This window comes from Desulfogranum marinum (genome assembly GCF_016918565.1).
In the GTDB taxonomy this organism is placed as follows: Bacteria; Desulfobacterota; Desulfobulbia; order Desulfobulbales; family Desulfobulbaceae; genus Desulfogranum; species Desulfogranum marinum.
Genome location: NZ_JAFFQD010000014.1, coordinates 98,652 through 111,822 on the forward strand (window position 1 = coordinate 98,652; position 13,171 = coordinate 111,822).

The following is a 13,171-nucleotide window of genomic DNA, read 5'->3' on the forward strand; positions in this document are numbered from 1 at the left end:
GAGTGCAGCAGGTCATGGCTCTTTGAGGAGCCTGATATCCCATGCCTCTGAGCGGTTATTGTTTGCAGGGTTTTCAACGATACGAAATTCGAAAATTCTTCCTTGATCAAGGAAATATTGATCCGAACCCAGGGTAGATTTAGAGAGGTGAAAAAAGACAGTGTATGGAAAAAGGCGTTTATTTTGCAATCGGTAGTAGCGGAAAAAGCCAAATCCTCTTTCCATATTAAAATTAGCTACCGTACCGCGTTGCCATTGATCATGGGCGCAATCCTGGGAGCAATGAGTGTTGATAGGAAGAAGACCGGGGATGAGGAAGCCGGACATGTACGAGTCGGCAACCTCTCGTAACGCATTACTCACATTATGGAAACCGATCACTTCAACCCTGCATCCCATATTTTGTAAGGCGATAATCAAGCGAATAAAGTCACCATCACCAGTGAGCAGGATAATGCGATCAAGGTTGCGCGCCTGCAACAGGGCATCAATGGCCAGATCCATATCAGCATTAGCCTTGGTCGTTATATTACCTTCGTCATCTTGAAAGCGACGCACATATTTTTTAATCACCTTGAATCCGCACTGGCGGAGAATATCGTGATAGGAGTACACTTTTTGGCGATACTCCTGATCGCTTTGGGTCCTTTCGCGATCTTCAGCAAGGTAACAATTGGCCCTGAGCAGGGCGGAATGGCCTTCGTTGGCAATGTCCACCAGGACATCGTAACGCATGCCATATCCACCGCTCATTTTGATGTTTTCGGCATCAACGTAGATGCCTGTTTTCAGCATAATATACTCTTTATTCCCATTCGATAGTGGATGGAGGCTTTGATGAAATGTCATACACGACGCGGTTAACGCCTCGAACCTCATTGATAATTCGGTTGGAAATACGACCGAGAATATCATAGGGCAGGCGTGACCAATCCGCGGTCATCGCGTCTATGGAATCAACGCATCGTAAAGCAATAACATGCTCATAGGTTCGTCCGTCCCCCATAACTCCAACAGTCTGGATCGGAAGCAACACCGCAAAAGACTGCCAGACCTTGCGGTACCAGCCGGCATCTCTTATCTCTTCTAGAACGATAACATCTGCCTGGCGAAGGATGTGAAGGCGCTCACCGGTGACCTCACCCATGATACGGATTCCAAGGCCGGGGCCTGGAAAAGGCTGACGGTAGATGGCCTGTTCCGGGAGGCCGAGCTCGAGCCCGAGTTCGCGAACTTCATCCTTAAAGAGTTCCCTGAGCGGTTCAATCAGGTCAAGATGCATTCTTTCCGGTAACCCGCCCACATTATGATGGGATTTAATAGGAGCCTTCCCCCGGAAGACGACCGATTCGATCACGTCCGGGTACAGGGTACCTTGGGCTAGAAATTTCACATCACCCAATTTTTTCGCTTCTTTCTCAAATATTTCTATAAACCCAAAGCCAATTCTTTTCCTTTTTTCTTCGGGATCTGCAATACCTTGCAGTTTTTCCAGAAAGAATGATTCCGCATTGACATCGATGAGCTGCAGACTGGTTTTCTGGTTGAAAAAATTAAGAATACTTTCAGACTCTCCGGTCCTCATAAGGCCATTATTGACATAGATACACGTTAGTTGGTCGCCAATAGCCTTGTGGATCAGAGCGGCAACCACCGATGAGTCAACTCCGCCGGAAAGGGCACAGATGACCTTTTCCTCCCCTACTTTTTCTTGAATTTCCTTGACTGTTGCATCGATAAAGGAATGCATTGTCCATTCTGGTTTACATCCACAGATACCAAAAATGAAATTGCGCAGGACATCATTACCAATAAGCGTGTGCGCGACTTCCGGATGAAACTGCACTGCGACAAAAGGTTTTTGTTCATGACGGAGAGCTGCATAGGGAGAGTGGTTACTGGTCGCAGTTACAGAAAAGCCGGAGGCAAGTTCTTCAATACGATCACCGTGGCTCATCCACACCTGATAATGCGATGGCCCGGTTTCCATACCTGCAAAGAGGCCGGCAGTATAGTCGATGACAAGATCAGCTTTGCCGAATTCTCGTTTTTCAGCTTTTTCTACTCGGCCGCCGTTTTGGACCATCATCAACTGGGCGCCGTAACAGATACCAAGAACAGGAACCCCCATTTCAAATATTTGCGGGTCACTTATCGGAGCATCTTCATCATACACACTTGCCGGACCGCCGGAGAGAATAATTCCGGTTGGGTGCATTGCCTTGAGTTCATCAAGCGGCAGGGTATAAGGGTGAATTTCACTGTACACTTTTTGCTCGCGGATGCGGCGTGCAATGAGTTGAGTGGTCTGTGAGCCAAAGTCGAGGATGATGATTTTTTCGGAATGACTTGTCATATCATGTAGTTTGTCTGTGGTTGATAAGTGTACGTTCCATGGTTGTATGGACCTTTAGCCCGGATTTATTATGGATGCAGGCTGCGTCAGGTTCAAAGTTTTTGGCTATGAATAGGTAAGCGAAGACTCCGGGTAAGCGAAGACTGGATTCATAGCCAAAATACTGAAGAACATGCTATCTACGAGAAATCCGGGGCAAACTTACTCTGTTCGGTAATTGGGCGCTTCTTTGGTAATGATAACGTCATGAACATGGGATTCACGGAGCCCGGCAGCTGATATTTGGACGAAACGGGCACGTTTGTGCAACTCTTCAATGGTGGCCGCACCTGTATAACCCATGCCCGAGCGGAGTCCGCCGAGGAGCTGGTAGATCATTTCCGATATGGGGCCGCGATATGGTACCTTCCCTTCAATGCCTTCCGGTACGAGTTTACTCCCCTCTTGTTGCTCCTGAAAATAACGGTCGCTTGAACCTTTTTTCATCGCCCCAATGGAGCCCATGCCGCGGTATCCCTTGTATTTACGCCCCTGGTAGAGAAAGGTCTCCCCTGGTGTTTCATCGGTGCCGGCAAAAAGAGAACCGATCATAACCGAGTGAGCGCCAATGCCGATGGCTTTACAGATATCGCCTGAGTATTTGATACCACCATCGGCAATAACAGGGATATTATGTTTGCCGGCCTCGGCAACACAGTCTTTTAATGCCGTTAATTGTGGGACGCCGACACCGGCAATAATACGGGTGGTGCATATCGATCCTGGACCAACGCCAATTTTGACGCTATCAGCACCTGCTTTAATTAATGCCGCTGTACCCTCTGCAGTGGCGACATTACCGGCAATGACCTGCAGGTTGGGAAAATGACTCTTAATCTCGGTAATACCATCAAGAACATTTTTTGAATGGCCGTGGGCCGAATCAAGGGTGACCACGTCGACATGCACATTAACCAATGCTTGGGTTCGTTCAAGCATTTCCGGGCCGATACCTATGGCAGCTCCGGCAAGGAGCCTCCCCATTTCATCTTTGGCGGCATGGGGATATTTTTTTATTTTTTCTATATCCTTAATGGTTATCAGGCCTTTCAGGTTGCCGGCTTCATCCACGACCAACAGTTTTTCAATTCGGTGCTCATGGAGCAGGGCCTTCGAGTGTTCCAGCGAGATACCAACCGGCGCCGTGACCAAGTTTTTACTGGTCATAACATCACTGACGCGTAGGCCGTCATCAGAGACAAAACGTAAGTCTCGGTTGGTTACAATCCCGACCAGCTTGTTGCCGTCAAGTACAGGGAGGCCGGAAATTTTATAGGTTCCCATTATGGCCTGTACTTCAGCCACACTCTGAGTACTGGCTACGGTGATGGGGTCTACAATCATGCCGGATTCAGATTTTTTTACCTGTTCAACCTCCTTGGCTTGGCTTTCTATACTCATATTTTTATGAATTATACCAAGTCCTCCCTCCCTTGCCATGGCAATGGCGGTTTTATGTTCGGTGACACTATCCATGGCCGCGCTCACAAGCGGAGCACAAAGGTCAATGGACCGTGTCAGGCGGGTCTTTAAGGATACTAAAGAAGGAAGTACCTCTGACGGACCTGGAACCAGAAGTACATCATCAAAAGTAAGGGCCAGAGGAATGTCTTTGTTAAGCATAAACTCTCCTGATGCGGTGGCGTCATTAATGCCGGATGCTTTGGGTTTAATGTAATCGATCCAAACCTTTGGTTTGTATGCAGGTGTGGATGTAATATCTGTGGAAAGAACAACAGCTCTCTTTGTGTAGCTCGTAATGAGAGGCCTGTACAAAAGTGTGCTGGGTTAGAAATTGTGCATTGGTATATGAGTAGAGCTGAAAATGTAGCATGTTCTTGTTTAAAAGGAAATAAGCGGACATGAAAAAATCCCTGGATTTTTTAGGCTGTTCCTGCTTTACTTCTGAGCCGTTCAGCAGCGGGAATATTTTGTTATATCCCTTTCGCCTTTTTTACTGAAAAGCAAGGCACGATTTACCAATGGCCAGGATACTTGAAATCAATCCATATAATCCGCAGGCGCGACTCATCGCGCAAGTGGTGGAGACCCTGAAAAAAGGTGGTGTAATCTGTTACCCTACCGATACCATGTATGGCATCGGCTGCGATATTTTCAACAAAAAAGCTGTCCAGCGTGTCTATCAGATTAAAAAGCGACCCAAGCATAAACCTTTTAGTTTTATGTGCTCGTCACTGACGAATATCAGTGAGTACGGGCATGTGGGTAACGTTGCCTATCGCTTAATGCGAAAGAATTTACCTGGAGCCTATACCTTTGTCTTGCCCGGCACCAAGCTGGTACCCAAGATAATGCTCACCAAACAGAAGACGGTTGGTATACGCGTTCCTGATAACCCTATCTGTCAGGCCCTTTTGCAGAAACTTGGTAACCCGGTCCTTAATACCAGCGCGACAGCTGAAGATGATGAATCAGGGGTGACCAGTATTCTAGACGGCTATGATGCCGATCAACTGTTCGGTAACCTGGTGGATCTTATCATTGATGGCGGTGAGGTCTATCCTGACCCATCTACCGTCATTTCTCTTATCTCAGATTTTCCGGAAATACTGCGAGAAGGAAAAGGCGAAGTCGAACCTTTTCTCTAAAAAGTATCCCTGAACTATGGCATAGCTGTCATCTAATAGAAAAAGCCGGTATCTGAAATCAGTTACCGGCTTTTCTTATAATGTACAGTACCAGTTACTCAGCCTTTATTAAAACCTCCTTCAATGATTTACTCATCGTAAAATGAAGGGTTTTACGAGCTGGTATATCCATCATTTTGCCGGTTTTGGGGTTTTTTGTCGTCCGTGGTTTTCTTGTTCGGACTGAAAAACTGCCAAAACCACGAATTTCAACTCTTCTTTCTTCGGCAAGTGCTTGAGCTATTTCTTCAAGTATAATTTCAACTGCTTGGGCGATATCCTGTTTGTAATAATCACCAAGTTGTGCTGACACCGCGTTGACCAGTTCACGCTTAAGCATGATAATTCATCCTTTTAATATCTTCTTCCGCATTGTTGAGTGTGGGGGCAACGAATCCTGCCTATGCGGTATAATAGAAAAGGATGTTTCAATATCGTTTTTCGACGATACCAAAACATCCTATTGCTACCAGATTTTCCCTTGTCTATCAGGACTTATTTTCGTCGTCCTCACCAGCGGCGGCAATCAAAAGGTCTCCAAAAGTTGATGGTCCTGCAGTTTGTTTCTGAGCGTATTCCTCAGGAACTTCTCCATCATTATCATCTTTTTCTTCGAGCGCTTTTACAGAAAGACCGATCTTCCGGTCATCAGCAGATACGTTAATCACCATGGCCTGGAGAGTGTCGGCAACATTGAACATGCCAACCGGTGTTTTAACCTTGTCTCTTGAAATTTCAGAGACATGTACCAAACCTTCAATACCTTCTTCCAGCTGAACAAAAACACCGAAATCCGTTACATTGGTAATGGTTCCTTCCACAGTGGAGCCAATGGGATAGTTATTGGCTGCGGCCTGCCAAGGATCGGGCTCGAGCTGTTTTACGCCAAGAGAGAATCGCTCGTTTTCCTTGTCGATCTTCAGGACAACCGCCTGAATGGTCTCACCTTTTGCATATTTTTCAGACGGATGCTTGATGCGCTCAGTCCAGGAAAGATCAGACACATGAATGAGACCGTCAATTCCTTCTTCAATGCCGATGAAGATACCAAAATCAGTAATGTTTTTGATCTTGCCTTCTATGACTGCGCCAACTGGATAGCTTTCTTCAACAACATCCCATGGGTTGGGTTGCAGTTGCTTCATACCCAGTGAGATACGCTTTGTTTCGGCTTCAACATTGAGCACCTGAACGTCAATTTCATCTCCAACTGCCACAACCTTGGATGGGTGACGAGGCTTTTTAGACCAGCTCATCTCAGAAATATGAACAAGTCCTTCTACACCTTCTTCCAGTTCAACGAACACACCGTAGTCAGTTATGGAAACAACTTTACCTGTGACCTGAGCACCGGCTGGGTACTGTTCAGGCACGTCTTCCCATGGATCCGATTTCAACTGCTTGACACCGAGTGATACACGATCGGAATTTTTGTCATATTTAAGGATCTTAACTTCAATTTCTTCACCCACTGTGTACAGTTTGGATGGGTGGGAAACACGCCCCCAGGAGAGATCGGTAATATGACAAAGGCCGTCCATGCCGCCAAGGTCGATGAACAGACCATAGTCGGTAATGTTGGTAATTGCGCCACGAATGGTCTGGCCTTCCTCAAGGGTGGTGCGCATCTGCTCACGCATTGCAGCACGTTGTTCCTCAAGGATAGCACGTCTGGAGATTACCACATTGTTGCGTTTGCGGTTGAACTTCAGAATTTTGAACTCAAAAGTCTGGCCGATCAGAGCATCAAGATCTTTTACGGGGCGCAGGTCAATTTGAGAGTATGGGAGGAAGGCTGGAACACCGATGTCAACGGACATGCCGCCCTTGACCCGGTTGTCGATTCGACCTTCAATAGTCCCGTCGTCTTCCTGGATTTGCGCAATTTTCTCCCAAACCTTAATGGCAATGGCTTTTTCTCGAGAGAGAAGAAGTCCACCTTCTTCTTTTCTCTTTTCGATAAATACCTCAAATTCATCACCGATTTTGATGACCCTGTCTGGGTCTTCGTGACGGAATTCAGATAAAGAAATATAACTTTCAGCTTTGTCTCCGACATCGATTAAAACTGCATCGCTGTTAATATCAACGACCGCCCCAATGGCGACTTCGCCAACATTTATAACGGTGTTGTTTTCTTCCTGCTCGAAGAGCTCGGCAAAACTCATTTCTTCGAAGCTATTGTCATCTGCCGCTGATGCGGGTTGAGTTCGGTTGTCAGTCATGGATTGTTGTTCCTGTTTTGACCAGTGTAAACCGGCCGTTTAATAGGTTAATGGTTATACGACTTTATAGGGAAGAAATAAATTCCATCCACTACTCCAAATCGGAACAAATAACAGAGTTGATCTGGAAAAACAACTGTTTCTTGTTGAAAAACTGTATTTTTTAGCTTTTATGTCTGGATTCCAGTTTGTTCGGGCAGCATCAGGTTCAAAGTTATCGACGAACTACTCACGGGGTTGATAGCTCCTTGAGGAGCAACTAAGTAAATATTCAGCAGTGCTCCAAATGTTCTCAAGCTGACCGATTAGCAAATAAGCCCCGATTTCGGTACATCGGTATGCCGGGCCGGCAGATCGTGGGGAGTTGGGGTGCTGCTGAAGAGTTACGTTACTAGATTGTAAGCATAACGAGATAAGCACAAGACTCGGGAAGATCGGGCTAAATGATAATTGTTCAAGATAGCCGGTAATGGAACAAGGGGGCATAATGTCGGCAAGGCGCTCACTTCAGTGAAGGACGCTGGTAATGCCCTGGGAGATGTGTTGTAGTAGGCCCCTTTTTAAAATATATAGATAAGTGATGGCTAAGTACAAAAGTTCGATCTACAAGGCGCAGGTTTTGTACTTAGCCATCTTTAGTGTGTGATGGACTTTTTACGAGTCCATCAATAAGTAAGAGGCCATTCTCTTGATGCGCTGCTTATTGAAACAACAGACAGGGCGGCAGGTTAATTCTTTTTTTTACCGCTTGCCATACGCTCCGAGTTCTTCCATTATCGGGCCGAAAAGCTCTTCGTAATCTGGAATTGTCTTGTGAAGAATAACATCCAAGTATTTGATATCGTCAAGATTGACAGTCAGGTTTGCACTGTATGCCATTGCTTCCAGATTGTAGAGGGTGTGAAAAACAGGTCCAATAAGGATATAAAATATATAGCGTCGTCTTTCCATGGACATCTTGCTAAGGTATCTGTGGAACGTTGCTTGCTCAAGGGCTCCTTCGAGATCAGCTTGGTAGACCACACAGGCAAAATTTACAAAACGCATCCTTTCAATTGCTTCTTGTGATGTTTCGGCGCGAACAACCTGATACCCCACAGACTCCACTGCACTGCAAATAGTATCGCAAACAGCTGATGGCTGATACAAGACCAGGGCCATGGGCACATCTTCTACTTTTTCCTCACCTTGAAAGACGCCACTGGTAAGCCAATCAAGATTTGGCGGTTGCGGAGGTTGGATTGTGCCCCCGATTGAGGGTGATTGTCCATCTTTGTTAATTTTAATCGACTGTTGGCAGTGGGGACATTTGAGTGTAAGCAACTGGCCCTGTTCCAGTTTTGCCAGAGCCTGTTCCAGTTTGCCTTGCTGGTCCGGATTAAAACGTATGTTTCCCTGACAATGGGGGCATTGATTGATCATGGTGATTTATATCCAAGAATAATTATGCATATAGAGTGCTTATCTTACGACCAGTTGTCAAACAGGTCTTTTTCTTCCTCTTCCATGTGCAACCCGCTGATGCTTGAAGTACGTTCACCACGAGCAGCCTTGAGGGTATCCATACCCCGTTTGATTTCACTTCTATGGGAGGAGTAGGAGAGAGCTGACTCTTCGGTTATCAAACCGGTTTCAAACAGTTCCAGTAAATGCTGGTCAAAGGTGCGCATGTCCCGTGTCGACCCCTCTTTGACGACATTGTAGAAGGTTTTTTCTTCTGTCTCGCCATTGATGATCAGGTCTTTTATGCGCAGACTGGTACAAAGAACTTCCAGGGCTGCGATCCGTCCTCCACCAATACGAGGCAGCAGACGCTGGCTGACCACCCAGCGGATAGTGTCTGCCAGTCGATTACGGACCTGGGGCTGTTCATCCTGTTCAAACATACCCAGGATACGGTTGATGGTTTGGCCTGTGTCGATAGTATGGAGAGTGGAAAAAACAACGTGACCGGTCTCCGCAGCGGTAAGAGCTATTTCCAGGGTTTCCCTGTCCCGTATTTCTCCGACCAGAATTACCTTTGGTGCCTGACGAAGAGCAGCCCGGAGGCCGTTTGCAAAAGAGTCAAAATCATCCCCCTGTTCACGCTGGTTAAACGTGGCCATCTTGTGTGGATGAACGTATTCAATAGGGTCTTCCAGGGTTACGATGTGAACAGGACGGGTTTCGTTGATTCGGTTGAGTATGGCAGCCATGGAAGTGGTCTTGCCGGTTCCGGTGGCCCCGGTAAAAAGGATGAGCCCATTCACCTCTTTCGACATCTTGGAAAAGGCATCGGGAAATTGAAACCCCTTGATGGTAGGGATGGTCGTTTCCAGTTTTCGGAGAACCGTAGAATAATACCCCCGTTGGGAAAATATATTTACCCTGAAGCGGGTTTTATCATCCAGAGAATAGGAAAGGTCACATGAACCTTTGGTGACCAGATCTCTGAGTAGCCGTTTATTACCGCCGATGATATTTAAAGCAAACACCTCTGATTGAAAAGGGGTCAGTTCTGTGACCGGTGGCTGAACGTCCACCGAAACCAGAGCACCATCACTTTCAACCTGTAAGGTCTTACCAACGGTAATATTAAGGTCGGACACCCGCTTATGCTTGTTGAGCATAGAGGTTATCCAATAATTAATCTCCTGCTGCTTCATATTGTATCTACCAGTATAGAATTGACAAAGGTCTCTAATAAGGTACTATCGCGGACTAACAGTAAAATACAAGAAAAAAATAAAAAAACGGGCCAGTGCGACAGGCTCCTTTTTTTATCCATCATACCTGGGATCTCCCCAGGAAAGTGTCAGAAAAACAGGAGTTGAGCTGTTGCTGGGAACCGCATTGTCGGTCTTGCGGATTTACTGCCGTCAGGCGAACTGCTGTAAACATACGTAATGTAATTTTTTAGTTTTAAGGGAGAAGAGAGCATGGCAATTCCATTAAGAAGTGCAGAGACAACGAGCGGAAGAAGAATGGCGGGCGCCAGAGCCCTATGGCGGGCCAACGGCATGCAGGAAGAACAGATCGGCAAGCCGGTAATTGCTATTGTCAACTCCTTTACCCAGTTTGTACCCGGTCATGTGCACCTCCATGCAATTGGCCAGCAGGTAAAATCCATGATCGAGAGCCAGGGTTGTTTTGCTGCTGAGTTCAACAGTATTGCTATTGACGATGGTATAGCCATGGGGCATGACGGAATGCTCTACTCATTACCGTCCAGAGATCTCATTGCTGATTCTGTGGAGTATATGTGCAATGCGCATAAGGTGGACGCGATGATATGCATCTCCAATTGCGATAAGATCACCCCTGGGATGCTCATGGCAGCAATGCGGTTGAATATTCCCGCTGTTTTTGTTTCCGGTGGTCCCATGGAAGCGGGAAAAGCGGCCGACAAGGCTCTTGACCTGGTAGACGCCATGGTCATGGCCGCTGATGACAGTGTCAGTGACGAAGAGGTGGAAATTATCGAACGTTCTGCCTGTCCCACCTGCGGGTCTTGCTCAGGGATGTTCACCGCCAACTCCATGAATTGCCTCAATGAAGCCCTGGGGCTTGCAATGCCTGGAAACGGAACCGTTGTCGCCACCCATGCCGTTCGTATGCGTCTTTTTGAGCAGGCTGCCCAGCGTATTGTTGCCATGTGCGATGCCTGGTACGAGCATGAAGACGACTCGGTGCTTCCCCGCTCCATTGCCACTAAAGCAGCCTTTAATAACGCCATGTCTCTCGATATTGCCATGGGAGGCTCCACCAATACCGTCCTCCACCTCCTTGCCATTGCACATGAGGCAGGGGTGGATTACACCATGGCTGACATGAATGAGTTGTCCAAGTGCGTTCCCAACCTTTCCAAGGTAGCACCAAATTCAAATTACCATATAGAAGACGTTAACCGGGCAGGAGGAATTCTTGCTATCCTCGGAGAACTGGACCGGGGTAACCTGCTGGACACAAGTGTATACCGTGCCGATGGGCTGACGTTGCAGGAAGCATTGGATCGCTACGACATCATGCGGCCAACCGTGATCGAAGAGGCGAAGCAGTTATATTATAGCGCACCGGGCGGGAAACGTAATCTGGTCATGGCCTCACAGGATGCGACGTACCCTGAGCTTGACACTGATCGTGCGAACGGGTGTATCCGCGACATGAAGCATGCCTATTCTAAAGATGGGGGCTTGGCTGTACTGTATGGTAATATTGCTGTAGATGGCTGTATCGTAAAGACTGCCGGAGTGGATCCGTCCATCCTCCATTTCAAGGGGACGGCCCGTGTCTTTCATTCTCAGGAAGCCGCCTGCGAGGGAATACTTGATGGCAAAATCAGGGCAGGGGACATAGTCTTTATCCTGTACGAAGGGCCTAAGGGGGGACCGGGGATGCAGGAAATGTTGTACCCAACCTCCTATTTAAAGTCACAGCACCTTGGCGCTGCCTGTGCTTTGGTAACCGACGGGCGATTTTCAGGAGGTACCTCCGGGTTGTCCATCGGTCATGTATCGCCTGAAGCGGCTAGTGGCGGTGCTATTGCCCTTGTACGTGATGGTGATTCTGTGGATATTAACATACCTGAACGTTCCATTAATCTGCTTGTTGATGACGAAGAGCTCAATGCACGGAAACTGGCAGAGGAAAACAAAGGGGCTGCAGCATATACACCAGATCGGGACAGAACCGTTTCCACAGCACTCAAAATATATGCCCATTTTGCCTCGTCGGCAGATAAAGGAGCTGTTCGAGTTTTGCCTGAGTAGAACTTTTTTTGTATTTGATTATATGATGGACCTGCAGGACTCTGGGGCATGCGATGCAAATGCTTCAGAGTCCTGTTTGTGTTTGGAGAATAACAGCAATGGAAGTTGATCCGTTTGTTGCTACCCCGGATTTTTCATCAATAAAGTTTTTCGCAGGACAAGGCACAAGCCGCGCAGCAGGTAAGCGAAGACTCCGGTAGTAACCTACCGCAAGTGGTTTGTAACGAAGATCCTGCGGAAAAATCTATTGACCCGAAGGGGGAACTTTTTGATTGAAAACGAAAAACAGACTGTTAATTGTGTAATTACTTTTTGAGCAATAATATCAGTTGATTGAGTTTGAAATCAAAAAGTTCATGAGAAATTCGGGCTACTCTGCCTTTACCGGGTTGCGCAGCGTCCCGATTTTGTCTATCTCCACCTCTACCACATCCCCGTCTTGAAGAGGACCCACCCCGCTCGGAGTGCCGGTTATAATGATGTCGCCCGGTTCCAGGGTAAAATTTTTGGAAACATAGGCGACAATTTCCGGAATTTTGAACAGCATGTGCCGGGTGTTGGAATGCTGCACCACCTGGTCATTTAAGCGGCAGGTGATCTCCAGGTTTTGCGGATCTTCCAGTGCATGGGGTGGAATAATAATCGGCCCGATGGGGCCGAACGTATCCAGTGATTTGCCGCGAAACCACCCCGCCTTGTCGGTCTTTTGCAGGTTACGTTGGCTGATATCGTTAAAGCAGGTGAAGCCGAAAATATGTTCCATGGCCTCGTTTTCGTCCAGATTCTTTACTCTGTCGTTGATGATCAGGGCAAGTTCCGCCTCATAATCAGTTCGCACATTTTCAAAGCCGTATGCATTCACAAATCGAGGTAGGATAATGGGTTGATCCGGGCCAATGAGGACGTTGGGTGTCTTGACAAAAAGCACCGGTTCAGCGGGGATTTCATCCGTAAAGTTCTGGACATCAACGGATTGGCTCTCCTTGATATGGTCGATATAATTCAGTCCAAGAGCGATTATCTTGCTAGTGTCTGTCCGCGAGAAGCTATTTATTTGATTTAGTAAGAGAAAATCGCCTTTTAAGGGATGCTCTTTTTACGATTCCTGGTAAAGTTTTTTTAGTAAGTCGCTAAAATTACTTGATTAACTATTTC

At 47.0% G+C, this 13,171-nt stretch carries 10 protein-coding genes; 2 read left to right on the forward strand and 8 right to left on the reverse strand.

Annotated elements, in window-relative coordinates:
• Nucleotides 1-12 precede the first annotated feature (12 nt).
• The 3 genes from JWH17_RS09860 to guaB all read right to left on the reverse strand — a co-directional run bounded on the left by JWH17_RS09860 (nt 13) and on the right by guaB (nt 4,018).
• Nucleotides 13-795 carry a LabA-like NYN domain-containing protein gene (locus tag JWH17_RS09860; RefSeq protein WP_205222440.1) on the reverse strand — a complete coding sequence of 261 codons (783 nt, stop codon included), beginning with the start codon at nt 793-795 and terminating at the stop codon, nt 13-15.
• A gap of 10 nt (nt 796-805) precedes the next feature.
• The gene (guaA, locus tag JWH17_RS09865; RefSeq protein ID WP_205222441.1) at nt 806-2,356 is read right to left on the reverse strand and encodes a glutamine-hydrolyzing GMP synthase; all 1,551 of its coding nucleotides are present in this window, start codon (nt 2,354-2,356) and stop codon (nt 806-808) included.
• Between the two features lie 201 nt (nt 2,357-2,557).
• The gene (gene guaB, locus JWH17_RS09870) at nt 2,558-4,018 is read right to left on the reverse strand and encodes an IMP dehydrogenase (RefSeq protein ID WP_205222442.1); all 1,461 of its coding nucleotides are present in this window, start codon (nt 4,016-4,018) and stop codon (nt 2,558-2,560) included.
• 359 nt (nt 4,019-4,377) lie between these two features.
• Between guaB and JWH17_RS09875 the strand changes: the two genes are divergently transcribed.
• Entirely contained in the window at nt 4,378-5,004 is a 627-nt protein-coding gene (locus JWH17_RS09875; protein WP_205222443.1) for an L-threonylcarbamoyladenylate synthase, read from the forward strand.
• A gap of 94 nt (nt 5,005-5,098) precedes the next feature.
• Here the strand turns inward: JWH17_RS09875 and JWH17_RS09880 are convergent, their stop codons facing one another.
• The 4 genes from JWH17_RS09880 to JWH17_RS09895 all read right to left on the reverse strand — a co-directional run bounded on the left by JWH17_RS09880 (nt 5,099) and on the right by JWH17_RS09895 (nt 9,913).
• On the reverse strand, nt 5,099-5,383 hold the full coding sequence (locus JWH17_RS09880) for an HU family DNA-binding protein (protein ID WP_205222444.1): 285 nt from the start codon (nt 5,381-5,383) through the stop codon (nt 5,099-5,101).
• Between the two features lie 148 nt (nt 5,384-5,531).
• Nucleotides 5,532-7,268, reverse strand: a complete 1,737-nt coding sequence (locus JWH17_RS09885; RefSeq protein ID WP_205222445.1) for a 30S ribosomal protein S1 — start codon at nt 7,266-7,268, stop codon at nt 5,532-5,534.
• A gap of 741 nt (nt 7,269-8,009) precedes the next feature.
• Nucleotides 8,010-8,690 carry a hypothetical protein gene (locus tag JWH17_RS09890; RefSeq protein ID WP_205222446.1) on the reverse strand — a complete coding sequence of 227 codons (681 nt, stop codon included), beginning with the start codon at nt 8,688-8,690 and terminating at the stop codon, nt 8,010-8,012.
• A 44-nt stretch (nt 8,691-8,734) separates the two neighbouring features.
• A complete protein-coding gene (locus JWH17_RS09895) occupies nt 8,735-9,913 on the reverse strand; it encodes a type IV pilus twitching motility protein PilT (RefSeq protein WP_205222447.1) in 1,179 nt (392 codons plus the stop codon).
• Nucleotides 9,914-10,186: 273 nt separating this feature from the next.
• Between JWH17_RS09895 and ilvD the strand changes: the two genes are divergently transcribed.
• Nucleotides 10,187-12,016 carry a dihydroxy-acid dehydratase gene (gene ilvD / locus JWH17_RS09900; protein ID WP_232371017.1) on the forward strand — a complete coding sequence of 610 codons (1,830 nt, stop codon included), beginning with the start codon at nt 10,187-10,189 and terminating at the stop codon, nt 12,014-12,016.
• A gap of 370 nt (nt 12,017-12,386) precedes the next feature.
• Here ilvD and JWH17_RS09905 read toward each other — a convergent pair whose 3' ends face one another.
• Nucleotides 12,387-13,070: a fumarylacetoacetate hydrolase family protein gene (locus JWH17_RS09905; protein WP_205222453.1), complete on the reverse strand. Its 684-nt coding sequence runs from the start codon at nt 13,068-13,070 to the stop codon at nt 12,387-12,389.
• Between the last annotated feature and the right edge of the window lie 101 nt (nt 13,071-13,171).

What these genes read in the sequence shown, in the direction of transcription:
- JWH17_RS09860 (WP_205222440.1), bottom strand. Translation starts at nt 795, where the DNA reads ATGCTGAAAACAGGCATCTACGTTGATGCCGAAAACATCAAAATGAGC.
- guaA (WP_205222441.1), bottom strand. Translation starts at nt 2,356, where the DNA reads ATGACAAGTCATTCCGAAAAAATCATCATCCTCGACTTTGGCTCACAG.
- guaB (WP_205222442.1), bottom strand. Translation starts at nt 4,018, where the DNA reads ATGCTTAACAAAGACATTCCTCTGGCCCTTACTTTTGATGATGTACTT.
- JWH17_RS09875 (WP_205222443.1), top strand. Translation starts at nt 4,378, where the DNA reads ATGGCCAGGATACTTGAAATCAATCCATATAATCCGCAGGCGCGACTC.
- JWH17_RS09880 (WP_205222444.1), bottom strand. Translation starts at nt 5,383, where the DNA reads ATGCTTAAGCGTGAACTGGTCAACGCGGTGTCAGCACAACTTGGTGAT.
- JWH17_RS09885 (WP_205222445.1), bottom strand. Translation starts at nt 7,268, where the DNA reads ATGACTGACAACCGAACTCAACCCGCATCAGCGGCAGATGACAATAGC.
- JWH17_RS09890 (WP_205222446.1), bottom strand. Translation starts at nt 8,690, where the DNA reads ATGATCAATCAATGCCCCCATTGTCAGGGAAACATACGTTTTAATCCG.
- JWH17_RS09895 (WP_205222447.1), bottom strand. Translation starts at nt 9,913, where the DNA reads ATGAAGCAGCAGGAGATTAATTATTGGATAACCTCTATGCTCAACAAG.
- ilvD (WP_232371017.1), top strand. Translation starts at nt 10,187, where the DNA reads ATGGCAATTCCATTAAGAAGTGCAGAGACAACGAGCGGAAGAAGAATG.